Below are 23,217 nucleotides of genomic sequence, written 5' to 3'. Positions count from 1 at the left end.
CCGACCGATGTCGACCCAGCACCCGCTGCCCCGCCGCACCGCGACGACGCTCGCCCTGCTGCTCGCCTCCGCCGCGCCTCTCGCCGCGCAGGCGGACGCGCGTGGCGACTCGCTCTACAAGGCCGCCGCCGAGAACGACACCGCGACCGTGCGCCGGCTGCTCGCGGCCGGCGTGGACCCCAACCACCAGCTCCGGACCAATGGACGCACGCCGCTCATCGGCACGGCCGTCTGGGGGCAGACCGCGGCCGCGCGCCTCCTTCTCGCCGCCGGTGCACGCCCGGAGCTCACCGACAGGGACGGGCGCACGGCGCGTGCGTGGGCCGAGCAGACGCTGAACGAGGGCGTCGCGCAGCTGCTGCGCGGCGCCGCGGGGAACGCGGTCCGGAAGGAGCCCGCCCCCGCCCCCGCACCCGCGGCACCGGCGCCCGCTCCCGTGGGCGGGCCGGCCATGCCGCAGCGGGGAGCCACGCCGCGCGACGGCCAGTGGCGCGGCACGATCGCCGGGATCACCACCGGCGGCGGGCAGACCGTGGCGTTCCGGGTGGTCGGCGGGCGCATCGTCGACACCGACTTCCTCGTCGACTACCACTGCGCGCCCGGCTACGCGTACCGCGAGCGCGCGCGGTGGGGGTTCCGGGAGTCGATCCCCGTGATCGAGGGCGCGTTCGCGCGACTGGAGAAGGCTCCGAACACGGACCTCGAGGTGGCCGGCCGCTTTCCCACGGCGACGACCGCCGAGGGGACGTTCCTCGAGGAGGACACCTCCGGCTGCACCACGCGGCGCGCCCGCTGGACGGCGGTCCGCGTCGGGCGCTAGGCGGCGAGGAGAACGACCACGGGCGGCCCCGGATGGGAGCCGCCCGTCGTCGTCGTGTCGCCGGCGCGACCGCGCCTCACTCCACGGTGACGCTCTTCGCGAGGTTGCGCGGCTGGTCGACGTTGCAGCCGCGCTTGACGGCGATGTAGTACGCCAGCAGCTGCAGCGGGATCGACGCCAGGATCGGCGTCAGCATGTCGACGGTCTCCGGGATCCGGAACTCGTAGTCGAGCTGCCCCTTGAGCGCCGGCTCCTCGCGCGTCGTGATCGCGATGACGCGGCCCTTGCGCGCCTTCACCTCCTGGATGTTCGACGTCACCTTGTCGAACACCGCGTCGTGCGGCGCCACCACGACCACCGGCATCAGGTCGTCGATCAGCGCGATCGGCCCGTGCTTCATCTCGGCCGCGGGGTAGCCCTCGGCGTGGATGTAGCTGATCTCCTTCAGCTTCAGCGCGCCCTCGAGGGCGGTCGGGAAGTTGTAGCCGCGGCCGAGGTACAGGAAGTTGTGCGCGCTCTTGAACTGCTCGGCCAGCGCCTCGATCTCGTCGGCGCGCTCGATGATCGACTGCACCTGCGCGGGCAGCTCGGCGAGCGCCTGCGCGATCCGGCGGCCCTGCTCCACCGACAGGTTGCGGAGACGCGCCAGCTTGAGGGTGAACAGCGCGAGCGCGACGACCTGGCTGGTGAATGCCTTCGTCGACGCGACGCCGATCTCGGGGCCGGCGTGCAGGTAGATGCCGCCGTCGTCCTCGCGCGCGATCGTCGAGCCCACGACGTTGACGAGGCCCAGCGTGCGTGCGCCGCGGCGCTTCGCCTCGCGCATCGCCGCCAGCGTGTCCGCCGTCTCGCCGCTCTGCGAGATGACGATCACCAGCGTGTTGGGCGTGACGATCGGGTTCTTGTAGCGGTACTCCGACGCGTACTCGACCTCGACGGGGATCCGGCACAGCTCCTCGATCATCATCTCGCCGATGAGCGCCGAGTGCCAGCTGGTACCGCACGCGGTGATGACGACGGAGTCGATCGCCAGCAGCTCCTCCTTCGTGAGGTTGAGCCCACCGAGCTTCGTGAACCCCTCCTCGAGGATGAGGCGCCCGCGCATGGTGTTCTCGAGCGTCTGCGGCTGCTCGAAGATCTCCTTGAGCATGAAGTGCGCGAAGCCGCCGCGCTCGATCTGGTCGAGGTCCCAGTCGATGCGGCTCACCTGGCGGTCCACCGGCCGCGCGTTCAGGTCGCAGATGCGATAGCCGTCGCGCGTGACGACGGCCATCTCGCCGTCCTCCAGGTAGACGACGTCGCGCGTGTGCGCGAGGATCGCCGACACGTCGCTGGCGACGAAGTACTCGCCGTCGCCGAGGCCCACGAGCAGCGGGCTGCCCTTGCGCGCGGCGACGATCTTGTTCGGCTCCTTGCCGTGCATCACCGCGATGCCGTACGTGCCGTCCACCAGGTGCAGCGCCTCGATCACCGCGTCCTCGAGATTGCCGTCATAGGCGCTCTCGATGAGGTGCACGAGCACCTCGGTGTCGGTCTCGGAGCTGAACGTGTGCCCGGTCTTCTCGAGCAGCGTCCGCAGCGCGGGCGCGTTCTCGATGATCCCGTTGTGCACCACGGCGACCTGATGGTGCTCGTCGACGTGCGGGTGCGCGTTGCGCTCCGTCGGCGGGCCGTGCGTGGCCCAGCGCGTGTGCGCGATGCCGAGCGTGCCGTGCACGGGCGCGGACGAGAGCGCGCTCTCGAGACGCGAGATCTTGCCCGCCGCCTTCCGCGTCTCGACGCCCTTGCCGTTCATCACGGCGACGCCGGCCGAGTCGTAGCCGCGGTACTCGAGGCGCTTCAGCCCCTCGATGAGGAGCGGGGTCGCGGCGCGGGGGCCGACGTATCCGACGATGCCACACATGGGAGCTTGTCCTGAAGCGAATCCTGAGGAGGCGAGCAGGGAATCTCGGAGTGCTGCGTGCTGCGTGCTGCGTGAGGGGCGTCCCGAGGCCGGTCACGCAGCACGCAGCACTCGGCACGCAGCCGTCTTACACCACCAGCGCGTCCAGCGGCACGCGCGACCGCTCGACCAGCGCGCGCGCGTCGGCCTCGGTGGGCGCCTCGGCGATCACGCGCACGATCGGCTCGGTGCCGCTGGGCCGCACGTGCACCCACCGGTCCGGCCACGCCAGCCGCAGCCCGTCCTGCGTGTCGGGCGACGCCTCGGGGAACGCCCCGCGCAGCGCCTCGTACACGGAGCCGAGCGGAGCCTTCGGGCGGTCCAGCTTGTCCTTGACGATCACGTAACGCGGATGGTCAGCCACCAGCGCCGACAGCGGACGCCCCTCCTCCAGCAGCAGCTGGAGCAGCAGCGCCGCGCCCACCGGGGCGTCGCGGCCGAGGTGCAGCTCCGGCAGGATCACCCCGCCGTTGCCCTCGCCCCCGATCACCGCCCCGCTCTCGCGCATCGCGACCGCCACGTTCACCTCGCCCACGGGCGCGCGGCGGCACTCCACGCCGGCGGCCAGCGCGACGTCCTCCACCACGCGGCTCGTCGAGAGGTTGGTGACGACCGGTCCGCGGCGATGCTTGAGCACGAGCCGCGCCGCGAGCGCGAGCGTGTAGTCCTCGCCCACCGCCTTGCCCTGCTCCGACACCAGCGCCAGCCGGTCCACGTCCGGATCGACCGCGAGGCCGACGTCGGCGCCGATGCGCGCGGTCAGCTCGGCCAGCTCCCCCAGGTTCTCCGCCACGGGCTCGGGCGGCCGCGGGAAGCGGCCGTCCGGCTGCATGTTGATCGCGGTCACGTCGCAGCCCAGCGCGTCCAGCAGCATCGGCATGATGACCGCGCCGGCGCCGCGCACGCAGTCCAGCGCGACACTGAAACGGCGCGCGCGGATCGCGGCGACGTCCAGGTACGGCAGCGCGAGCACCGCCTCGACGTGGCGGCGCGCGGCGTCGGCGTCGGTCGTGACGCTGCCCAGCGCGTCCCACGTCGCGTAGCGCGTCCCGGCCTCAATCCCGGCGCGCATCGCCTCGCCCTCGGCCGCCTCCAGGAAGAGGCCCGTCGGCCCGATCATCTTGAGCGCATTCCACTCGATCGGGTTGTGGCTGGCCGAGATCATGAGCCCGCCCGCGGCGTGGTGGTGCTCGACGGCCAGCTGGCAGGTGGGCGTCGTCGTCAGCCCGATGTCGATCACGTCCGCGCCCACCGACTCCAGCGCCGACAGCACCACGCGGTGGAACAGCGGACCCGACACGCGGCTGTCGCGGCCGACGACCACGGCGCGCGACTGGCCCGGCGCGCGCTGGGCCACGGCCCACGCGCCGAAGCCCGCCGCGAAGCGCGCCACGACCTCGGGCGAGAGCGCCTCGCCCACCCGTCCCCGCACGCCGGAGACGCTCACCATCAACCCTTCGTACGCCATCGGCTCTCCTGAAGGTCGTCCCGTTCCCCTGGGCGCGCGCCGTGCGCGCGCGGACCGCCAGCGGAACCGCGCGAGCCCGGCGGACGCGAGCACGCCCGCCGGGCTCGGCGAAGCGTGCAAGCTAGTGTCGGCCCGGGGCGGCTGCCACGCGCGGTCGAGGTCCCGCGTGAGTCTCGGCACCAACCGGCGCGATCCACAGCGGTTCGGCGCACCACCACGGCCTCGCGGCGCGGTTTCCGCGTTCGGCCCGGTCCGGTAGCTTGCCGCGCCCGCTCACCGGCGGGCGCTCCCCTCCCCTGCACTCGCGATGACCGACCCGCTCGCCCTGCTTCCTCTTGCCGCCGCCGCCGGCGGCGGGCGGATGGACGCCCACGACGCCGCCCGCCTGGTCGCGGCGGGGCTGACGCTGCTGCGCCGGAGCGCACCACTCGTGCGGGCGCTGCAGGACCGGCGCAGCGCGATCCTGCTCCCCACGTCGCCGGCGTTCCTCGTCGCGCTCGCGGCCAGCGAGGGGCGCGGCGCCGTGCTCGTGAACCCGCTCGCCGCCCCGCCGGAGATCGCCCACCAGCTCGCGGACGCCGACGTCGGCGTGGTGTTCACCAGCGCGGCGCTCGCCACGCGGCTGCCGGAAGGCACGCCGCACGTGCTGCTCGACGACGCGCCGCGCACGGCGCGCGTGGTGGCCGGCGGACAGGCGCGCGACGTCGCGCTCGAGTCGCACCAGGGCGAGGCGCTCGACCTCGAGGGCTCGACCGACACCGAAGGGCGCGACGAGGAAGCCGCGATCGTCTACACCTCCGCCATGGCCGGCCGTCCGCTCGGCGCGATCATCACGCACCGGAACCTCATCTCGAACGCGCGCGCGACCATCGACGCCGCGGAGATCACGGCCGGCGAGCATGCGCTCGCGCTGCTGCCGTTCGCGCACCTGTTCGGGCTCGTCGTCGCGGGGCTCGCGCCCCTGATGGCCGGCGGCCGCGTCACGACGATGGAGCGCTTCAACCCGCTGCGCGCGGTCGACGTGATCGAACGCGAGGGGATCACGCTGCTCGTGGGCGTGCCTTCGGTGTTCGCCGTGATCGCCCAGGTGCTGGAGCGCCGCGGCACCGCGCTCGCCGCGCCGGCGCTGCGACTGTGCATCTGCGGCGGCGCGCCGCTCTCGATCGAGCTGCAGGAGCGGTGGGAGCAGCTCACCGGCGTCGCGCTGCGGCAGGGCTACGGGCTGACGGAGGCGGGTCCGGTCTGCCTCTTCAACCGCCCGTCGCTCCCCAACCGCCTCGGCACGCTCGGCGTCCCCTTCCCCGACATCGAGGTGCAGGTGCACGACCCGACGAGGGGCGCGCCGCTGCCCGACGGCGCGGCGGGCGAGCTGTGGGTGCGCGGCCCGAACGTCGGTCCGGGCTACGTGCGCCACGGCGCGCTCGGACTCGCGAAGCACGGCGACTGGCTGCGCACGGGCGACCTCGCGGTGCGCCACGAGGACGGGACGTTCGCGTTCCGCGGCCTGTGCAAGGACATGTTCACGCGCAACGGCTTCAACATCTACCCGCGCGAGATCGAGCGCGCGGCGCTGGAGCTGCCCGGCGTGCGCACCGCGACCGTGCGCGCGATCCCCGACCCGATGCGCGAGCACGACATCGCGCTCGCCGTCACCGGCGACGTGACCTTGGACGCCGTGAAGCGCTGGTGCGCGGAGCGGCTCAGCGCCTACAAGCAGCCGAGCGAGATCACGATCGAGTGACCGCGCGTGCGCGTCAGCCGAGCGTGATGCCGCCCGCCTGCGCCGCGCGCTCGAACGCCTCGACGATGCGCGGGTCGTACTGCGTGCCGGCGCAGCGGCGCAGCTCCGAGCGCGCCGCCTCCATCGTCAGCCCGCTGCGGTAGGGCCGCTGGCTCGTCATCGCGTCGAACGAGTCCGCGACGGCGGCGATGCGCGCCTCCAGCGGGATGCTCTCGCCCGCGAGCCGATCGGGCACGCCGCTGCCGTCGAAGCGCTCGTGGTGCGAGCGAACGACGTGCAGCGCCATCGGCGCCTCGGTGAGCAGGGGCGTCAGCAGGCGCCAGCCGATCTCCGGGTGCGTCATGATGTGCGCGTACTCGTCGTCGGTGAGCGGACCGGGCTTGTTCAGCACCGCCTCGCGCACGCCGATCTTGCCGATGTCGTGCAGGTGGCCGCCCAGCTCCAGCTGCGCGAGCATCGCCTCGTCCACGCCCAGCTCGCGACCGATCGCCGCCGCGTAGCGCGACACGCGCACCGAGTGGCCGCGCGTGTACGGGTCCTTCACCTCCAGCGCGTCGGCGAGCGACTGCATGCTGGCGAGGAAGAGCGTCTCCAGCCGGCGCGCCTGCTCGGCCACGCGCACCTCGAGCTGGCGCTGGTAGGTGCGGTTCTCGACGACGAGCCGCCGCTTCTCGAGCGCCTGGCGCACGCGCGCCCGCACCTCCTCGAGGTGGAACGGCTTGGTCAGGTAGTCCATCGCGCCGAGCCCGAGGCAGCCGACGGCGACCTCGACGTCGGCGACGGCGGTGATCATCACGACCGCCGTGTCGGGCCAGCGCTCACGCACGTGCTTCAGGAGCTCGACGCCGTCCATGCCCGGCATGCGCAGGTCGCTCAGCAGCAGCGGCGCGGCGTGCTCCTCCATCGCGGCGAGCGCGGCGTGGCCGTCAGGCACGTCGATGCACTCGAAGCCGTCGCGCGACATCAGCCGCACGAGCACCTGACGGAGGCGCGGCTCGTCGTCCACCACGACGACCTTGCGCGGCTCGCCGTGCGACACGAGCGCCTGGTCGAGCCGCGCCTGCGGCGGCGCCACCGGTGGGGGAACTGCGATGCTGGCCGCGGAGGGCGAGACGAGCCGGGACGACACGAGGCGGGCGAGGCGGGCGCGGGACGAGCGCGAGCCAGGGGTGGGAGGCCGGCCGGTCCCCCTCCACCAGAGCTCCGGGTATCTTGTGCGCGTCGGACCGAGGGCCCCTTTCAAACCGCCAGCATCGACGGCATGACGCGCATCTTCGAGGACGATCTCCGGTCCGGTTTCGGCACGCGTGCGATCCACGCGGGCCAGCGCCCCGATCCGGTCTCCGGGGCCATCATGACCCCGATCTACCAGACGTCCACCTACGTCCAGGACGCCCTCGGCCAGCACAAGGGCTACGAGTACGCCCGTGGCAAGAACCCCACCCGGGAGGCGCTGGAGCGGAACGTAGCCTCGCTGGAGGGGGGCCGCCACGGCTTCGCGTTCGGGTCGGGGATGGGCTGCCTCGACTCGATCATGAAGCTGTTCCGCGCCGGCGACCACGTCGTCTGCGGCGAGAACGTCTACGGCGGGACCTTCCGGCTGTTCGACAAGCTGCTGCAGCACCTCGGGCTGCGCTTCAGCTACGTCGACACGCGCGACCCGCAGCGCATCGCCGACGCGATGACGCCCGAGACGCGCGCGGTGCTCGTCGAGACGCCGACGAACCCGCTCATGTGGCTGACCGACCTGCGCGCCGCCGCCGACGTCGCGCACCGCGGGAACGCCCTGCTGATCGTCGACAACACCTTCGCCACGCCCTACTTCCAGCGCCCGCTGGAGCTGGGCGCCGACATCGTCTGGCACTCGGCCACCAAGTACCTGAACGGCCACAGCGACATGGTCGGCGGGATCGCGGTGCTGAACGACGACGACCTGGCGACGCGGCTGCAGTTCATCCTCAACGCGGCCGGCGCGGTCCCGGGGCCGTTCGACAGCTGGCTCGTGCTGCGGGGCACCAAGACGCTCCACCTGCGCATGCGCCAGCACGACGCGAACGGACGCCGCGTTGCCGCGTGGCTGGCCCAGCGGATGGGCGAGGACCGGGTCTACTACCCGGGGCTCGAGTCGCACCCGCAGTACGCGCTCGCGAAGTCGCAGATGAGCGGCTTCGGCGGGATGATCTCGGTGGAGCTGGGCACGAAGGCGCGCGCGGCCCACGTGCTGGAGCGCGTGCGCGTCTTCTCGCTGGCCGAGTCGCTCGGCGGCGTCGAGTCGCTCATCAGCCTGCCGGCGCTGATGACGCACGCGTCCGTGCCCGCCGACAAGAAGGACGCGATGGGGATGGGCGAGGGGCTGATCCGCCTCAGCTGCGGCGTCGAGGACACCGAGGATCTGCTCGCCGATCTGGAGCACGCGTTCGACGGGCTGCCCGGCTGAGCCCCCACGTCGCTGACACCGCGCGCTGATCGCGGGCGTAGGGACGGGGCGGCCTTCCGGGGCCGCCCCGTCGCACGTCGCTCACCACCATCCAGACGCTGATGCCCACCCCGCTTCCGCAGATCAGCCCCCTCGCCTGGGAGCACCCGGACGACCGCGACGCGCTCCGGAAGCTGCGCGGCATCCCCGGCTTCGACGGCGTGGTCCGCCAGGTGGCGAGCGCGTACGGCGCGCGCGGCGTCCGCAACCTCTTCCTGGGGAACGCGGTGCTGGTGGGGCCGACGCAGCGGCCGAAGCTGTGGGCGCGCTACCAGGAGGTGCTGGCGACCCTCGACTGGCCCGACACCCGGCCCGACGGCACGCGCGGCCCCGCCCCGCAGCTGTACGTGACGCGCACGCCGTGGATGCACGCGGGCGCGGTCGGCTTCGAGGAGCCGTTCATCGTCCTCAACGCCGACGACCTCGACCTGCTGGACGCGGACGAGCAGAAGTTCGTCCTCGCGCACGAGCTCGGGCACGTGATGAGCGGCCGCGTCACGTACCGCACGGTCGCCGCGCTCCTGCTCACGCTGGGCGTCACGAACCTGCCGCTGCTGGTGGGCGTGGTCCTCCTCCCCTTCCAGCTCGCGCTGCTCGACTGGTACCGCAAGGCCGAGCTCTCCGCCGACCGCGCCGGCCTGCTCGGCATCCAGGAGCCGCGGACGGCGTACCGCACCTTCCTCAAGCGCGCCGGCGGGGCCCAGGGCGGTGACGAGGACGCGACGGACCTCGACGCATTCCTCGCGCAGGCGTCCGAGTCCGAGACCGGCGGCTCCGGCTGGAACACGGTCATGAAGGCGCTCAACAGCGCGCTCCGCGACCACCCGCTGCACACGCTCCGGGTGGCCGAGCTGCGCCGGTGGGCCGAGAGCGAGGGCTACGTGCGGATCGTCGCGGGCGAGTACGTCCGCCGGGACGACACCGCGGCCGCCTCGGCCGCCGACGCCGCCGAGGCGCGCACCGAGGACGCGGCGCGTGAGGCGGACGAGCGCGCCGAGGACGACTGCGACCCGCTGCGCGACGTCGGGGCGACGCTGCGCGACTCGCTGGGGCGCGCGCGGCAGGCGTTCGATGATGTCTTCCGCAGTGATCGCTGAGGCGGAGGACGGAACGGCGGAAGCCGATACGGCGGAAAGCGATACGGCGTGAAACGATGAAGCGGCCCCTTCGAGCTCGAAGCTTCGAGCCCGAGGGGCCGCTCTCTCGTCTCACGCCGCATCGTCCTCCGCTTCACCGTCCTCCGCGGTTCCGTCCTCCGCCCGATCGATCACACTCGGCGGGCGGGGCCATTGACTAATTGGTCGTTATAACAGATTTTGTGTACACGGACTTGCGAGCCGTTTCCACCATCCCGTCGAGGAGTCGATCCACGTGAGCATCCGCCAGGCAGTCCGCGCCATCGTCGTCGCCGCTCCCCTCCTGCTCTCCGCCGCGTGCGCCGGCGACGCCCCGACCGCCATCCGCCCGTCCGGCGCGGCCCAGTTCCGCCGGAGTGGCGGCGAGGGTGAGGCCCCGCTGCCCGCGCCGGCTCCGGTCGTCGTGCCGAGCGTCGCCGCGACCTGGTCGGGGCTCCTCTCGTATCCGGGCTCCACGCGCCAGGAGAGCTGGATCGTGCGCATGGACCAGAAGGAGGCCACGCTCGACGGCACGGTGGAGCGCACCGTCGTGGGCCTGAGCGAGGGCGGCAAGTACAAGTTCGTCGGATCGATCACGAGCGCCGGCGTGGTGACGCTCTCGATCGACAACGGCGGCGAGTCGAACTCGCGGAGCACCTACCGCGGGCAGCTGAGCGCCGACGGCCTCTCCATCGAGGGGACGTTCACGAGCTATGGCGTGAACAGCCTGCCGATCCCGCTGACGCTGTACCGCTGAGCGACGCGTTGCGGGACGAGACGGGGCGGCCCGCCGGCACGGCGGGCCGCCCCGTTTATCTTGCGCCGCAATGAAAGTCCTCATCATCGGCGGCGGCGGCCGCGAGCATGCGCTGGCCTGGAAGCTCCGGCGCGAGCGCCCGGACACGGAGATCGTCGCCGCGCCCGGCAACGCGGGGATCGCGGAGCTGGGACGCTGCGTCTCCGTAGCGGCGACCGACGTCGAGGCGCTCGCCGACCTGGCCGACTCCGAGGGCGTCGACTGGACGCTCGTCGGCCCCGAGGCGCCGCTGGCGGCGGGCGTCGTCGATCGTTTCCGCGCGCGCGGGCTGCCCGTCTTCGGCCCCACCGCCGCGGCGGCCGAGATCGAGACGTCCAAGGCGTTCGCCAAGAAGCTGATGCTGGACGCCGGCGTGCCGACCGCGCGGGCCGAGCTGCACACCGATCCCGCGGTGGCCAAGGAGGCGGCGCGCGTCTTCGGGGCGCCGGTCGTCATCAAGGCCTCGGGCCTCGCGGCCGGCAAGGGCGTCGTCGTCGCGATGTCGCTGGAGGAGGCCGACCGCGCGATCGACTTCATGCTCGTCGAGGGCGGCTTCGGGCAGGCGGGCGCGGAGGTGCTGGTCGAGGAGTACATGGAGGGCGAGGAGGTGTCGCTCTTCTTCCTCACCGACGGGACGAACGTCATCGGGCTCCCCGCCGCGCAGGACCACAAGCGCCTCGCCGACGGCGACCGCGGACCGAACACCGGCGGGATGGGCGCCTACGTGCCGGTCGGGACGATGGAGACGGAGGCCGCGGGCGAGCTGCTGGAGGCGATCGACGGCACGATCATCGAGCCCACGCTGCGCGCCATGCGCGAGGCCGGCCGCCCCTTCACCGGCCTGCTCTACGCGGGGCTCATGCTCACCGCGGACGGTCCGAAGGTGGTCGAGTTCAACTGCCGCTTCGGCGATCCCGAGACGCAGGCGCTCCTTCCCTACCTCGACTGGATGCCGATCGGCGACTGGATGCGCGCGATCGCGGTCGACGGCGCGCTGCCCGACCTGTCCGACGTCGAGCTGGACGTCGGCGACGCGCCTGCCGCCGCGGTGACGACCGTCGTCGCGGCTGCGGGGTATCCGGACCGCCCCCGCACCGGCGACCCGATCGCCCTACCCGAACAGGTCCCGGAAGGGGTATATCTCTTCCACGCCGGCACCGCCCGCGACGCGTCGGGGCGGCTCGTCACCGCCGGTGGGCGCGTGCTCGCGGTGACGGCGGTGGCCGACACGTTCGAGGACGCGCAGACCCTCAGTCGCGCCGCAGCCGGGCGGGTGCAGTTTGCCGGGAAGCAGTACCGCACGGACATCGGCTGGCGCGAGGTCGCGCGCCGGCGCTCTCCCTAGCCACGCCCGCGTCTCGGACGCCGGGCGCACGTAGCCTGTCGGGATGCCCGAGCTGCCCGAGACCGAGACCATCGCCCGCGACCTCGACGCCGAGCTCCCGCGCGCGCGCATCGTCGCCGTCGCCGTCCCACGCCCGTCGGTGCTGCGCGAGGTGGACGCACGCGCGCTCGCCGCGCGCGTGCAGGGTGCGCGCATCGCGCGCGTGTGGCGGCGGGCGAAGCTGGTCGTGCTCGACCTCGACGGCGGCGACCGGCTCGTCGTGCAGCCGCGCTTCACGGGCGCGCTGCTGCTCGAGGCCGCGCCCGGCGACGGCTCCGGCCTCCCGGAGCGCGAGCGCGGCTTCGTGCGCGTCACCTTCCGCCTCGACGACGGACGCGCGCTGCACTACCGCGACATCCGCGCGCTCGGCACCGTCGCGCTGATGGACCCGGCGCGCTTCGACGCGTACGCGGGCGCCCTCGGCCCCGAGCCGCTCGATCCGGCGTTCACCGGCGCGGCGCTGCACGAGGCCCTGCGCACGTCGCGGCAGCCGGTGAAGAAGGTCCTCATGGACCAGAAGCGGCTCGTCGGCGTCGGCAACATCTACGCGAACGAGGCGCTCTGGCGCGCGCGCGTGGCGCCGGCGCGACCCGCGGCCTCGCTCACGCGGGCCGAGTCGGCGCGCGTGCGCGACGCGCTGGTGTCCGTGCTCTCGGAGTCGATCGCGCGGCGCGGCACCAGCTTCCGCGACTACGTGGACGCGCGCGGCGAGCGCGGCACCTTCGTCGAGGCGCTGGCGGTCTACGGCCGCGCGGGCGCCCCGTGCGGGCGCTGCGACGCGCCGCTGGAGGCGACGCACGAGGTGGACGGCCGTCAGACGGTGTTCTGTCGCGGGTGCCAGCGATGAAGGACGAGATTCCCGCGATCGTCGCCGCCGCGATGGCCTCGGCCGCCGACGCGCACCTGCCGGCGCTGAAGGCGCTCGTGCGCGCGGAGGCCGCCGACATGCCCGGCGTCTACCGCATGCTCGGCCCCGACGGCGAGGTGCTGTACGTCGGCAAGGCGAAGAAGGTGCGTACGCGGCTGCTGAGCTACTTCCGCGGCGTGTACCCCGACGACAAGAGCGCGCGCATCCTGCGCGACGCGTCGCACATCGAGTGGGAGTACACGCCGAGCGAGTTCGCGGCGCTGCTGCTGGAGCTGCGCTTGATCAAGCGGTGGCGCCCGCGCTTCAACGTGAAGATGAAGCGCGACGAGCGGCACTGGAGCTTCATCAAGCTCACGAAGGGTCCCGCGCCCAAGCTGAGCGTCGTGCGCGGCAGCACGGGGAGCAGCGACGGCGGCGTGTACTACGGACCGTTCCAGGGCGCGTCGGGCGTCGCGGACGCGGTGCGCGAGCTGTCCGACGCGCTCGGGCTGCGCGACTGCGCGCAGGCCACGCCCATGCGCTTCGCCGACCAGGGCGAGCTGTTCGTGCCGGAGCTCGTGCAGCTCGCGTCGCGCACGCCGCGCTGCATCCGCCACGAGATCAGGAAGTGCCTGGGGCCGTGCGTCGCGGGATGCACGACGCGCGAGTACTCCTCGCGCGTGAAGCTCGCGCGCCGCTTCCTCGAGGGCGCGGACGACGGGCCGCTGGCGGACCTGCGCGCGCAGATGGACGCGCTGAGCGAGGCGATGGAGTTCGAGCGCGCGGCCGCGATGCGCGACAAGGTGTACCGGCTGGAGGCACTACAGGCGCAGTTCGAGCGGCTGCGGTTCGCGGTCGAGACGCTGAGCTTCGCGTACGTCGTGCCGGGGCACGCGGCGGAGGACCGCGTGTACCTCGTGCGCCGCGGCCGCGTGCGGGCGGAGCTGGCGCGCCCGCACGGCGCGACCGACGCGGCGGGGCTGCGCGAGCTCGCGCGCGACGTGTTCGTGCCGCGCGAGCGCGCGGCCGCGGCCGTCCCCACGCACGAGGTGGACGAGCTGCTGCTGCTCTCGTGGTGGTTCCGGCACCGGCCGGCGGAGCTGGCGCGCACGGTGCCGGCCGCCGCGCTGCTCGACGCCGCCGACGACGAGGCGCTGGCCGCACGGCTGCGCGACGCGCGTCCCGTCGCGGGGACGGCCGCCGACGCCGCCTGAGCGCGACCGTCGCCCGCCCGCGGCCGTTGCCCGGACGGCCTTGTGACCGTCCTCACGATTGACGCGCGCGCGGCCGGTGGATGGCCGACGTCTTGCACCCCTGGTGGCCGGCGACGCCGCTGGCGACCTGTGCCCGCCCCTCGCGCCGGCAGGGCGCCGCCCGAGACGCATGAACCTCAACGGAGCGGAGCGCGCGACACATGGCCACGTCCTGGCAACCCACCACGCTGGTGCAGTGCATCAGCGTGAAGCCCTGGCTCAAGCTGCCCGGCGACGACGAGCCGGGCGGATGCCACGATCTGACTCTCGGCCGCATCTACGAGATGCTCGGCGCCGAAGCGAACGGCGCCCTCTACCGCATCATCGACGACTCGGACGACGACTTCCTCTACCCAGCGTCGCACTTCAAGGAAGTGTGAGCGCGGCGACGAGCGACGGGCGCGGGTGTGCTCGTCGCTCGTCGACTTCAGGTCAGCGGCGCTCGGCCGGCGCGAGCCCCAGCGCCTCGTTCAGCCAGCGCACCATCGGCAGCAGCGCCGCGAAGTCCTTCACCAGCCGCTCGGCCAGCCGCGGCGCGGTGACCTCGTCGGCCGTCAGCGGGCGGCCCGCCGTGAACGACTGATAACGCAGCCACTCGGCCGCGGGATGCTCGGGCGCGAAGCCGCGCGGCACGCGCGTCAGCACGGCCTCCGCGTCGAGCGCGCCGAAGCGGCGCCTGAACGCCGGCGCGCGCACGATCGCGTTCCACTCGTCGGAACGCGCCGCCAGCCGGTCGCGCACCTGCGCCAGCGCGGGGCGCGGCGGCATCCACAGCCCGCCGCCGCTGAAGCAGTCGCCCGGCGCGAGCTGGAAGTAGAAGCCCGCGCCGCCGTGCACGTTGCCGCCGGCCGTGTCGCCGCCGCGCGCACGCTGCACGTCGCGGTGGAAGAACCAGACGGCCGCGTTGGTCTTGTACGGCGACTTGTCCTTCGAGAAGCGCACGTCGCGGTGGATGCGGAACATCGAGCGCCTCCGGTCGCCGACGATCTCCGGCGCGACGTCGCCGAGCAGCGCATCGACCTCCTCGACCAGCGCGACCATCGGCGCGCGCACGTCGCGCTCGTAGCGGTCGCGATGCTCCTCGAACCACGCGCGGTTGTTGTTCCGCGACAGCTGCCGGAGGTACGTCAGCGCGGCGGGCGCGAACCGCGCCTCGTCGGTCGCGGTCTTCGCGGTCTTCGCGGTCTTCGCCGCACGCGGGCTCACGTCAGCGGCACCAGCTCGACGTCGGGGGCGCCGTCGCGAATGGTGAGGCGCGCCACGCTCGGCACGAGATCGAAGCGGCGCGGTCCAGCAGCGCCGGGGTTCACCACGAGCCGTCCCTCGGCGCGCGTGATCAGCTGTCGGTGCGTGTGGCCGTACACGAGGACGTCCTGCGGATAGGCGGCGAGCAGCGCGGCCGGCGTCGGGCGTCCAAGCTCGTGGCCGTGGCTGACGTGGATCGAGACGCCGCCCACCGTGTGCACGCGCTCCGTCTCGAGGCCCGGGTGGTCCGGCTCGTCCGTGTTGCCGAAGACCGCGAGCACCGGCGCGATCGCCTCCAGCTCCACGAGCACATCGCGCCCGCCGACGTCCCCGGCGTGGAGGATGAGCTGCACGCCCGCCAGCGCGTCGAACACCGACGGCCGCACGAGGCCGTGCGTGTCCGAGATCAGGCCGATCAGGTGCGTCCGTTCCGCCACGCTCATTCCTCCCCGGTCTCTCCCTCGCCCCAGCGGCGCCCCACCGCGTGGTCCACGTCCAGCAGGTCGAGCACGCGGGCGACCACGAAGTCCACCAGCTCCTCGATGCGCGTCGGGCGATGGTAGAAGCCCGGCGCCGCCGGCAGCACCACCGCGCCCGCGCGCGTCACGCGCGTCATGTTCTCCAGGTGCACCAGCGACAGCGGCGTCTCGCGCGTCACCAGCACGAGCGGCCGCCGCTCCTTCAGCACGACGTCCGCCGCGCGCTCCACCAGCGAGCGCGACGTCCCCTGGCTGACGGCGGCGAGCGTGCCCATGGAGCACGGGCAGATCACCATCCCCGCCGTGCGCGCGGAGCCCGAGGCAGGACGCGCGCCACGATCGCGGTCGTCGAACACGGTGACCCAGCGGTCCCACCCCTCGGCGCCGATCTCGTCGCGCAGCGCGTCGAGCGACGCGATCCCGACCTCGGTCTCCAGCAGGCGGAAGCCGTGCGTCGAGACGATGAGCCACACGGGCCGCTCGGCGCCCACCAGCGCGCGCAGCAGCCGCACCGCGTACGGCGCGCCCGACGCGCCGGTGACGGCGAGGACGATCGGGCGCGGGACGGTGGGCGCGTGGGTCATCGTCCGGTCAGGCCAGCAGCCGCGCCGCGAGCACGCAGCCCAGGAACGCGAGGCTGATGATGCCGTTCATCGTGAAGAACGCGGCGTCGAGCCTCGACAGGTCGCCCGGCCGCACGAGCCGGTGCTCCCACAGCAGCAGCCCGGCGACGACCACGACGCCGAACGCGATCCACGCGTTGCCGCCCGGCGCGCCCGCGGCGACCGCGGCGAGCATCGCGACAGCAAAGACGTGCAGCACGCGCGCCGTGCGGATCGCGCCCGCCTCGCCCATCGCCACCGGCAGCGAGTGCAGCCCGTGCGCGCGGTCGAACGACTCGTCCTGCAGCGAGTAGAAGACGTCGAATCCGCCGACCCACGCCGTGACCGCGAGCGACAGCGCGCAGATCAGCCACCACGGCTCGCTCCACCGCCCCGTCACCGCCAGGTAGCCGCCCACCGGCGCGATGCCCAGCCCGAGGCCGAGCACGAGGTGCGACCAGCGCGTGAAGCGCTTGGTGTAGCTGTAGAGGAACACCCATCCCAGCGCGACCGGCGAGAGCGCGAGGCAGAGCGGGTTGAGCAGCGCCGACGCGGCCACGAACACCGCCGACGCGAGCGCCACCGACAGCTTGGCCTCGCGCACGCCGAGCGCACCGCTGGGCAGCTCGCGCATCGCGGTGCGCGGGTTGGCGGCGTCGACGTCGCGGTCGACGATGCGGTTGAACGCCATCGCCGCGAAGCGCGCCGCCGTGAAGGCCACGATCACCCACCCGACGATGCGCGCGTCGACCGCATGCGCGAAGCTCGCCAGCAGCACGCCCACCAGCGCGAACGGCAGCGCGAACACGGTGTGCGGCAGCTTCACGAAGCTCGCCCACCGCGCGAGCCGCGACGGGCCGGCGAAAGTCTGCGGCTCGGGAGCGAGGGCGTTGGGCATCAGAGTCCGAGCTTCGGCCACATGGCGTCCACCGCCGCCTTCGTGGCGGCGTCCATCTCGATCACCTTCGGCCAGTTCCGCGTGAAGCCCTCCTCGGGCAGCTTGCGCGTCGCGTCGATCCCCATCTTGCTGCCGTAGGTGAAGGCGCGGCTGGCGTGGTCCAGCACGTCCACGGGGCCCATCGTGAAGCGCGTGTCGCGCTCCGGGTCGATGTTGTTGAGCGCCGCCCACCACGCTTCCTGCACGTTGCGCACGTCCACCTCCTTGTCGAGGACGACGAGCACCTTCGCCAGCGACATCAGCCCCGCGCCCCAGAGCGCGTTCATCACCTTGTACGCCTGCCCCGGGTACTTCTTGTCGATCGACACGAAGACGAGGTTGTGGAACCCGCCCTCGGCCGGCATGTGGTAGTCGACGATCTCCGGCACCGTCAGCTTGAGCAGCGGCAGGAAGATGCGCTCCGTCGCGTGGCCGAGGTAGAAGTCCTCCATCGGCGGACGCCCGACGATCGTCGTCGCGTAGGTCATCGCCTTCCGCATCGTGACCGCCGTCAGGTGGACCTTGGGGTAGAGATCCGCCTCCGAGTAGAAGCCCGTGTGGTCGCCGAAGGGTCCCTCGACCACCAGCGCCTCGCGCGGGTCGATGTAGCCCTCCAGCACCAGCTCCGCGTCCCACGGGACCTCGAGGTCGCAGGTCACGGCCTTCACCAGCTTCACCGGCTCGCGGCGCAGGAAGCCCGCGAAGATGAACTCGTCGATGCCGGGCGGCAGCGGCGCGCTGGCCGAGTAGACCGAGGCCGGATCCGCGCCCACCACGATGCACACGGGCATCGTCTCGCCCCGCTCGGCCATCTGCCGGAAGTGCTCCGCGCCGGTCTTGTGGCGCTGCCAGTGCATCGCGACCTCGCGCGTGCCGAGCTGCTGCACGCGGTACATGCCGACGTTGCGGATGCCGCGCGCCGGGTCCTTGGAGATGCACATCGTCAGCGTCACGTACGGCCCGCCGTCCTCGGGCCAGCACGTGATGATCGGCAGCCGGTCCAGATCGATCTCGTCGCCGCGCCACACGACCTCCTGGCACGGCGGCGATCCACTCTTGGTGCGCGGCGGGAACTTCGCGACCTCGAGGAGGCGCGGCAGCATCGACAGCTTGCCGAGCAGCCCGTCGGGGACCTTGAGGTCCATCATCTCGGTGATGCGCCGTCCATGCTCGTCGAGCTCCTGGACGCCGAGCGACAGGGCCATGCGCCGCATCGACCCGAACAGGTTGATCGCGACCGGATACGGTGACCGCGACCCGTCGGCGAGCAGCACGTGCTCGAACAGCAGCGCCTTCCCGCCGCCGGGCATCTTGGACACGCGGTCCGCGATCTCGCACAGCTCCAGCCGCGCGCGCACGGGGTGCGTGATGCGATGGAGCTCGCCGATGCGGTCGATGGCGGCGATGAAGTCGGAGAGCGTGTCGAGCGTCAAGAGAGTCCTGTCGAGGGTCGCGGCCGGTCAGCTCTTCGTGCCCACGTGGATGGCGGCAATCCCCAGCGTCAGCCGCGTCCACGCCACCTCCGCGAACCCCGTCGCCCGCATGCGGGCCGCGAGCGCGTCGGGCGCCGGGAAGTGCGCGACGGACTTCGGGAGGTACGCGTAGGCCGTACGGTGCCCGCTGACCGCGCGGCCCACCAGCGGCAGCACGTGGTGGAAGTAGGCGTGGTAGCCGGCGCGCACGAGCGCGTTCGGCGGCGTCGTGAACTCCAGGATGACGAAGCGCGCGCCCGGCGCCAGCACGCGGTGCACCTCGCGCAGCGCGCCGTCCAGGTCCTGCACGTTCCGGATCCCGAACGCCACGATCGCACCGTCGACGGTGCCCGCCGCGATCGGCAGCTCCAGCGCGTCGGCGGCCACCGGGACCAGCGCGGCCCGCGGCGCCTTCCCCACCCCGGCGCGCAGCATCGGCTCCGCGAAGTCGGCGCCCACCACCAGCCCGCGGAAGTCGCGCTGCCGCACCAACTGCGCGCCGACGTCCAGCGTTCCCGCGCAGACGTCCAGGAACACGCCCGCCGGGCGCGCCCGCCAGCCCAGCGCCTCCAGCGCGCGGCGGCGCCACGCGCGGTCGACGTTCAGGCTCAGGACGTGGTTCAGCAGGTCGTAGCGCGGCGCGATCTCCGAGAAGATGCGGCGCACGTACGCCCGCTTCTCGCGCCCCCCCGCGGCCGCGGCGTCCACCACCGCGCCCTCGTGGGCGGCGTCCGTGCGGTCGGTCGTGTCGGGAGCGTCGGCGGGGTGGAGGGCCATCGCGCGTAAGCTCGCCGCATCGCCCCCCTGCTACAAGCGCGCGACGCCGCGCGACGCGGTGACGCGCCCGTCACGCTGGCCGGGTGCCAGGCCGGGCGACTACCTTGCACGCGCCCGACGTCCGTTTTCCCCCCGCGCGCCCGCATGCCCCCGCCGCCCTCCCAGCTCGATCTCGCCAACCTGCCCGATGCCGACGTGGTGCGGCTGGCGCAGGAGGGTCGTGAGACGGCGTTCCGGGAGCTGGTGCGGCGCTACGAGCGGCCGGTCTTCTCGCTGGTCTTCCGCATGGTGCGCGACCGCGAGACGGCCGAGGACCTGTCGCAGGACGCCTTCATCAAGGTCCTGAACCACATCGACAAGTACAGCCCCGAGTTCAAGTTCTCGAGCTGGCTGTTCAAGATCGCGAACAACGTCGCCATCGACTGGATGCGGCGGAAGCGGCTGGACACGGTGAGCATGGACGGCTCCCCGCACGCCACGACCGCCGCCGAGGTGGAGGCGACGACGTTCGACCTCGCCGCGCAGCAGGAGTCGGCGCTGGACGAGATGGAGGCCCGCGAGCTGGGCTCCGCGATCGAGCGGGCGATCGCGAAGCTCCGCCCCGAGTACCGGGCCTGCATCATGCTCCGGCACGTCGAGGGTCGCTCGTACGAGGAGATCGCGACGACGCTCGACCTGCCCCTCGGCACCGTGAAGACCTACATCCACCGCGCTCGCCACGAGCTGCGGCGGACCCTCGAGCACCTCCGCCAGTGACGCGCGACACCGACCGCCGGGGCCCCGCCCCGCGGTCCGCCGCGCGCCGCCCGCTGCCCTGAAACTCCCGCGAACCCCCGGCCGTACGCCCGGCAGGAGGAGCCAACGTGGACCGTCATCTACTACCGGAAGAGATCGACCTGCTCATCGACGGCGAGGCCGGATTCGGCGTCGCGCCGCTCAAGGCGCACGTCCGGCGCTGTGCCGAGTGTGAGGCGGAGCTGGAGACGGCGCGTCTGATCGCGGGGGAGCTCGACCTGATCCCGCACTTCTCGCCCGCTCCGCTGTTCGCCGACCGCGTGATGCAGCAGGTCCAGGTATTCGAGCCCTGGCACGTCGCCGCGCGCGACGCGGTCCGGCAGCTCGTCCCCCAGTCCACCCCCGCCCGCGTGCTCGCGGCGGCCGGCGGACTCACCTTCGCGACGCTGTTCTCGCTCGCCGCCCTCTGGGTCGTGGCGCGGGTCGACCTCCTGGCGATGGTCAGCGGCCTCGCCCTGGAGCGCAGCAGCGAGACCACGCAGGGCGCGCTCGGCGCCTTCGCGCGGGTGCTCATGGGCGACGGCGCCCCGGCCATTGGGGCCGGCGTCCTCGCGCTGGCCGTCGCGGCCTTCGTCGTCACCGTCGTCGGCGCCACCGCAGGCCTCCGCGCGGTGACCGCCTCGGGCCGCCGGCGGCAGGGGTGACGGCGGTGCGCCGACTCCGCACCTGGCTCGCCCTCGGCGCCGCCGTCCTGCTGGCCTCCGTCGCTCCTCCCGCCCTCGCGGCCCAGCCCTCGCCCTCCGCGGCGACGGCGCCGGCCGGCGAGGGCGCGGTGCGTCTCGGCGGGCTGGTCGTGCCGGCCGGCACCACCACCGAAGGGATCGTCGTCCTCAAGGGGAACGTCGACGTCTACGGCACCGTGCAGGGCGACGTCGTGGCGTTCAACGGGGACGTCGTGGTCCACCCCGGCGGCCACGTCACGGAGGACGCCGTGTCGGTCCTCGGCGACGTGCGCGTGGCCTCGGGCGGACGCGTCCTCGGGTCCGCCGAGTCGTTCTCGCAGCAGCCGCCGCGCTGGCTCGGCGTCGGCGACGCGAGCCCGGCCGGTGCCCGCCCCTCGCCCTGGCGCGGGCTGACGATGACGCTCGGCTGGCTCGCGATCCTGCTCCTGATCGGGATCGGCGTGCTGGTCTCGGGGAGCACCTACCTGGACGGCGTCGCGGAGTCGCTGCAGCAGGGCGTCGGCCGCGCGCTCGCCGCGGGGCTGGTCGGCCAGCTGCTGATCCTCCCCGCCCTGGTGACGATCATCGTCCTGCTGGCGGTGACGCTGCTCGGGATCCTGGCGATCCCGCTGGCGATCGTCGCGTTCGTGCTCGCCGTCGCCGGCCTGCTGACACTGGGCTTCCTCGCGGTCGCGTTCGTGACCGGGCGCGCGGTGGCCGGCCGCCCGGGCGACTGGCGCGCGACGGCCGCCCGCGGCGACGCCCTGCGCGCGCTGACCGTCGGCCTCGCGATCTACTTCGCGCTCTGGCTGGCCGCGGCCGCGCTGCAGGGGCTGCCGGTGGTCGCGCTGATGGTGCGCATGGCCGCGATCGGTCTCACCTGGGTCGCCGCGACGGCCGGCCTGGGCGCGGCGCTGCTCTCGCGGGCGGGCACGCGCACGGCGGGACGGGCGACGCCGGCCCGCGCGGCGGCCGGGCGCGGCGCGACGGGCGCGGTCCCGGTCGAGCGCGACGGCGTCCCGGTGTGGCAGACTCCCACGCCGATCGGCGGCATCGTCGCGGCGCGGCGTCCGACCCCGGTCCCGCCCGGCCGCGAGTAGGACGCACGCACGCCCACAGCTCGACGGCTCCGATCACACGGGCCGGCGCCTCCGGGTGCCGGCCCGTCGTCCGTTCCGGCCGATCCTGACGGACAGCCGCCGACGGCCCGGGATGGCCTGTGCCTTGCCCCCTCCGCCGCCATGCATCGAGACCGGAGGGCCCCCTCATGCTGATCAAGAACCATCGCGTCGGACCGCTCGCGAAGAAGACGCTGCGCGAGGTCCTCGACGACAACGTCCTCGGCCTCGCCGCGCAGACGGCGTACTACTTCTTCTTCTCGCTCTTCCCGTTCTTCCTCTTCCTCGCGCCGCTGCTCAGCCTCGTCGGCGACAAGCGCGAGACGTTCACCTTCCTGCTGGAGCAGCTCCAGCGCGCCGTGCCCGCGGAGGCGTACGCGCTCGTCGCCGGCATCGTGCAGTCCGTCGTGTTCACCGACGACGCGCCGGGGCTGATCTCGATCGGCGCGCTGCTCGCGATCTGGTCGGGCTCGAACGTGTTCAGCGCGCTGATGGACGCGCTCAACACCGCCTACGACCTGCCGAGCGACCCGCGGCCGTGGTGGAAGAAGAAGCTGATCGCGATCGCCTGCCTGATCGGCGTCGGCTTCCTCTTCGTGTTCGCGACGGTGACCATGCTGGCCGGCGGCAACATCGTCGACGCGCTGTCGGACCGGTTGGGCATCGGCGGCATCGGGCGCCTCGTGTGGACGACACTGCAGTACGCGCTCGCGCTCGGGCTGCTCGTCGGCACCGGCTGGATCGTCTACTACTTCCTGCCGGCCGCGCCGCAGCACAAGCGCCACGCGCTCGTCGGCTCGGTGGTCGCGACGGCGCTCTGGGTCGTGGTCACGCTCGGCTTCCGCTTCTACGTCCAGAACTTCGGCAGCTACAACAAGACCTACGGCACCATCGGCGCGGTGATCGTGCTGCTGACGTGGATGTACCTGTCGATGGTCGTGCTGCTGATCGGCGGCGAGCTCGCATCGGAGCTGCGCATCGGCACCGGCGCCGCGAAGACGCGCGCGGGGCACCTGTACGACGGCCGCCTCTCGACCGGCGGCCCCGCGGACCGACCGTCCGTGGATTCGGTGCAGCGTCCGAACCCGCCGCGCACCGAGCGGCCGGCGTCCGGACCGGGACGCGCGCCGAGTCCGGCGTACGTCGCGCGGCCGCCACGGGCCGACTGAGCAGGCTCCTACGTGGCGGACCCGAACGGCAACGGCAGCAAGGATAGGATCTGACAAGATCGGAGAACGACGGATGGCTCTGGTGGAGCGCGAGATCCCTCGCCACCACGCGGAGCCAT

The 23,217-nt window shown here is 73.2% G+C and carries 22 protein-coding genes; 13 read left to right on the top strand and 9 right to left on the bottom strand.

The window, feature by feature from the left end:
• The first annotated feature begins 7 nt into the window (after positions 1-7).
• Positions 8-820, top strand: coding sequence for an ankyrin repeat domain-containing protein (locus rosag_RS22475; RefSeq protein WP_284352426.1), 813 nt, complete (start codon positions 8-10; stop codon positions 818-820).
• A gap of 76 nt (positions 821-896) precedes the next feature.
• Here the strand turns inward: rosag_RS22475 and glmS are convergent, their stop codons facing one another.
• Positions 897-2,723 carry a glutamine--fructose-6-phosphate transaminase (isomerizing) gene (gene glmS, locus rosag_RS22470; protein ID WP_284352425.1) on the bottom strand — a complete coding sequence of 609 codons (1,827 nt, stop codon included), beginning with the start codon at positions 2,721-2,723 and terminating at the stop codon, positions 897-899.
• A gap of 127 nt (positions 2,724-2,850) precedes the next feature.
• Positions 2,851-4,230, bottom strand: coding sequence for a phosphoglucosamine mutase (gene glmM, locus rosag_RS22465; RefSeq protein WP_284352424.1), 1,380 nt, complete (start codon positions 4,228-4,230; stop codon positions 2,851-2,853).
• Positions 4,231-4,537: 307 nt separating this feature from the next.
• On the opposite strand from glmM, the gene rosag_RS22460 reads away from it, so the two are divergent.
• Positions 4,538-5,971, top strand: coding sequence for an AMP-binding protein (locus rosag_RS22460; RefSeq protein WP_284352423.1), 1,434 nt, complete (start codon positions 4,538-4,540; stop codon positions 5,969-5,971).
• Positions 5,972-5,984: 13 nt separating this feature from the next.
• On the opposite strand, the gene rosag_RS22455 is transcribed toward rosag_RS22460, so the two are convergent.
• Positions 5,985-7,046 (bottom strand): HD-GYP domain-containing protein, encoded by a 1,062-nt coding sequence (locus tag rosag_RS22455; RefSeq protein WP_284352422.1) that lies wholly within the window; start codon positions 7,044-7,046, stop codon positions 5,985-5,987.
• A gap of 186 nt (positions 7,047-7,232) precedes the next feature.
• Between rosag_RS22455 and rosag_RS22450 the strand changes: the two genes are divergently transcribed.
• From rosag_RS22450 to rosag_RS22420, 7 genes are all read left to right on the top strand, one after another.
• Positions 7,233-8,408 carry a trans-sulfuration enzyme family protein gene (locus tag rosag_RS22450; protein WP_284352421.1) on the top strand — a complete coding sequence of 392 codons (1,176 nt, stop codon included), beginning with the start codon at positions 7,233-7,235 and terminating at the stop codon, positions 8,406-8,408.
• 101 nt (positions 8,409-8,509) lie between these two features.
• Positions 8,510-9,544: a M48 family metallopeptidase gene (locus tag rosag_RS22445; protein ID WP_284352420.1), complete on the top strand. Its 1,035-nt coding sequence runs from the start codon at positions 8,510-8,512 to the stop codon at positions 9,542-9,544.
• A gap of 274 nt (positions 9,545-9,818) precedes the next feature.
• Complete coding sequence (locus rosag_RS22440; protein WP_284352419.1) at positions 9,819-10,319, top strand: hypothetical protein; 501 nt, start codon at positions 9,819-9,821, stop codon at positions 10,317-10,319.
• A 70-nt stretch (positions 10,320-10,389) separates the two neighbouring features.
• On the top strand, positions 10,390-11,703 hold the full coding sequence (purD, locus tag rosag_RS22435) for a phosphoribosylamine--glycine ligase (RefSeq protein WP_284352418.1): 1,314 nt from the start codon (positions 10,390-10,392) through the stop codon (positions 11,701-11,703).
• Positions 11,704-11,746: 43 nt separating this feature from the next.
• On the top strand, positions 11,747-12,589 hold the full coding sequence (gene mutM / locus rosag_RS22430; protein ID WP_284352417.1) for a bifunctional DNA-formamidopyrimidine glycosylase/DNA-(apurinic or apyrimidinic site) lyase: 843 nt from the start codon (positions 11,747-11,749) through the stop codon (positions 12,587-12,589).
• Positions 12,586-13,803: a GIY-YIG nuclease family protein gene (locus rosag_RS22425; protein ID WP_284352416.1), complete on the top strand. Its 1,218-nt coding sequence runs from the start codon at positions 12,586-12,588 to the stop codon at positions 13,801-13,803. The genes mutM and rosag_RS22425 overlap by 4 nt, the downstream gene beginning before the upstream one ends.
• Before the next feature lie 200 nt (positions 13,804-14,003).
• Positions 14,004-14,222, top strand: coding sequence for a hypothetical protein (locus rosag_RS22420; protein ID WP_284352415.1), 219 nt, complete (start codon positions 14,004-14,006; stop codon positions 14,220-14,222).
• A 52-nt stretch (positions 14,223-14,274) separates the two neighbouring features.
• Here rosag_RS22420 and rosag_RS22415 read toward each other — a convergent pair whose 3' ends face one another.
• The 6 genes from rosag_RS22415 to rosag_RS22390 are packed head-to-tail and all read right to left on the bottom strand — an operon-like array spanning position 14,275 to position 19,354.
• Positions 14,275-15,048, bottom strand: a complete 774-nt coding sequence (locus rosag_RS22415) for a DUF2461 domain-containing protein (RefSeq protein WP_284352414.1) — start codon at positions 15,046-15,048, stop codon at positions 14,275-14,277.
• On the bottom strand, positions 15,045-15,524 hold the full coding sequence (locus rosag_RS22410) for a metallophosphoesterase family protein (RefSeq protein ID WP_284352413.1): 480 nt from the start codon (positions 15,522-15,524) through the stop codon (positions 15,045-15,047). The genes rosag_RS22415 and rosag_RS22410 overlap by 4 nt, the downstream gene beginning before the upstream one ends.
• A gap of 2 nt (positions 15,525-15,526) precedes the next feature.
• A complete protein-coding gene (locus tag rosag_RS22405; protein ID WP_284352412.1) occupies positions 15,527-16,150 on the bottom strand; it encodes a UbiX family flavin prenyltransferase in 624 nt (207 codons plus the stop codon).
• 7 nt (positions 16,151-16,157) lie between these two features.
• The gene (locus tag rosag_RS22400; RefSeq protein WP_284352411.1) at positions 16,158-17,066 is read right to left on the bottom strand and encodes a UbiA-like polyprenyltransferase; all 909 of its coding nucleotides are present in this window, start codon (positions 17,064-17,066) and stop codon (positions 16,158-16,160) included.
• Entirely contained in the window at positions 17,066-18,538 is a 1,473-nt protein-coding gene (locus rosag_RS22395; protein ID WP_284352410.1) for a menaquinone biosynthesis decarboxylase, read from the bottom strand. Before rosag_RS22395 ends, rosag_RS22400 begins: the two co-directional genes overlap by 1 nt.
• A 27-nt stretch (positions 18,539-18,565) precedes the next feature.
• Positions 18,566-19,354 (bottom strand): ubiquinone/menaquinone biosynthesis methyltransferase, encoded by a 789-nt coding sequence (locus rosag_RS22390; protein ID WP_284352409.1) that lies wholly within the window; start codon positions 19,352-19,354, stop codon positions 18,566-18,568.
• Positions 19,355-19,498: 144 nt separating this feature from the next.
• Between rosag_RS22390 and rosag_RS22385 the strand changes: the two genes are divergently transcribed.
• From rosag_RS22385 to rosag_RS22370, 4 genes are all read left to right on the top strand, one after another.
• Complete coding sequence (locus rosag_RS22385; protein WP_284352408.1) at positions 19,499-20,110, top strand: RNA polymerase sigma factor; 612 nt, start codon at positions 19,499-19,501, stop codon at positions 20,108-20,110.
• A 107-nt stretch (positions 20,111-20,217) separates the two neighbouring features.
• Positions 20,218-20,793 (top strand): hypothetical protein, encoded by a 576-nt coding sequence (locus rosag_RS22380; RefSeq protein ID WP_284352407.1) that lies wholly within the window; start codon positions 20,218-20,220, stop codon positions 20,791-20,793.
• A gap of 5 nt (positions 20,794-20,798) precedes the next feature.
• The gene (locus rosag_RS22375; protein WP_284352406.1) at positions 20,799-21,911 is read left to right on the top strand and encodes a bactofilin family protein; all 1,113 of its coding nucleotides are present in this window, start codon (positions 20,799-20,801) and stop codon (positions 21,909-21,911) included.
• A 167-nt stretch (positions 21,912-22,078) separates the two neighbouring features.
• Positions 22,079-23,098 carry a YihY/virulence factor BrkB family protein gene (locus rosag_RS22370; RefSeq protein ID WP_284352405.1) on the top strand — a complete coding sequence of 340 codons (1,020 nt, stop codon included), beginning with the start codon at positions 22,079-22,081 and terminating at the stop codon, positions 23,096-23,098.
• The last annotated feature ends 119 nt before the right edge of the window (positions 23,099-23,217 follow it).

It is taken from the genome of Roseisolibacter agri, from assembly GCF_030159095.1.
GTDB classification, from domain to species: domain Bacteria; phylum Gemmatimonadota; class Gemmatimonadetes; order Gemmatimonadales; family Gemmatimonadaceae; genus Roseisolibacter; species Roseisolibacter agri.
Note: the sequence above shows the minus strand (reverse complement) of the source record. Positions and strands in the feature narration are given on the sequence as shown.

Excerpts from the sequence above, each read along its gene's own strand:
- rosag_RS22475 (WP_284352426.1), top strand. The coding sequence starts at position 8 with ATGTCGACCCAGCACCCGCTGCCCCGCCGCACCGCGACGACGCTCGCC.
- rosag_RS22460 (WP_284352423.1), top strand. The coding sequence starts at position 4,538 with ATGACCGACCCGCTCGCCCTGCTTCCTCTTGCCGCCGCCGCCGGCGGC.
- rosag_RS22425 (WP_284352416.1), top strand. The coding sequence starts at position 12,586 with ATGAAGGACGAGATTCCCGCGATCGTCGCCGCCGCGATGGCCTCGGCC.
- rosag_RS22445 (WP_284352420.1), top strand. The coding sequence starts at position 8,510 with ATGCCCACCCCGCTTCCGCAGATCAGCCCCCTCGCCTGGGAGCACCCG.
- rosag_RS22390 (WP_284352409.1), bottom strand. The coding sequence starts at position 19,354 with ATGGCCCTCCACCCCGCCGACGCTCCCGACACGACCGACCGCACGGAC.
- rosag_RS22450 (WP_284352421.1), top strand. The coding sequence starts at position 7,233 with ATGACGCGCATCTTCGAGGACGATCTCCGGTCCGGTTTCGGCACGCGT.
- glmS (WP_284352425.1), bottom strand. The coding sequence starts at position 2,723 with ATGTGTGGCATCGTCGGATACGTCGGCCCCCGCGCCGCGACCCCGCTC.
- mutM (WP_284352417.1), top strand. The coding sequence starts at position 11,747 with ATGCCCGAGCTGCCCGAGACCGAGACCATCGCCCGCGACCTCGACGCC.
- rosag_RS22400 (WP_284352411.1), bottom strand. The coding sequence starts at position 17,066 with ATGCCCAACGCCCTCGCTCCCGAGCCGCAGACTTTCGCCGGCCCGTCG.
- rosag_RS22370 (WP_284352405.1), top strand. The coding sequence starts at position 22,079 with ATGCTGATCAAGAACCATCGCGTCGGACCGCTCGCGAAGAAGACGCTG.
- purD (WP_284352418.1), top strand. The coding sequence starts at position 10,390 with ATGAAAGTCCTCATCATCGGCGGCGGCGGCCGCGAGCATGCGCTGGCC.
- rosag_RS22385 (WP_284352408.1), top strand. The coding sequence starts at position 19,499 with ATGCCCCCGCCGCCCTCCCAGCTCGATCTCGCCAACCTGCCCGATGCC.
- rosag_RS22405 (WP_284352412.1), bottom strand. The coding sequence starts at position 16,150 with ATGACCCACGCGCCCACCGTCCCGCGCCCGATCGTCCTCGCCGTCACC.
- glmM (WP_284352424.1), bottom strand. The coding sequence starts at position 4,230 with ATGGCGTACGAAGGGTTGATGGTGAGCGTCTCCGGCGTGCGGGGACGG.
- rosag_RS22420 (WP_284352415.1), top strand. The coding sequence starts at position 14,004 with ATGGCCACGTCCTGGCAACCCACCACGCTGGTGCAGTGCATCAGCGTG.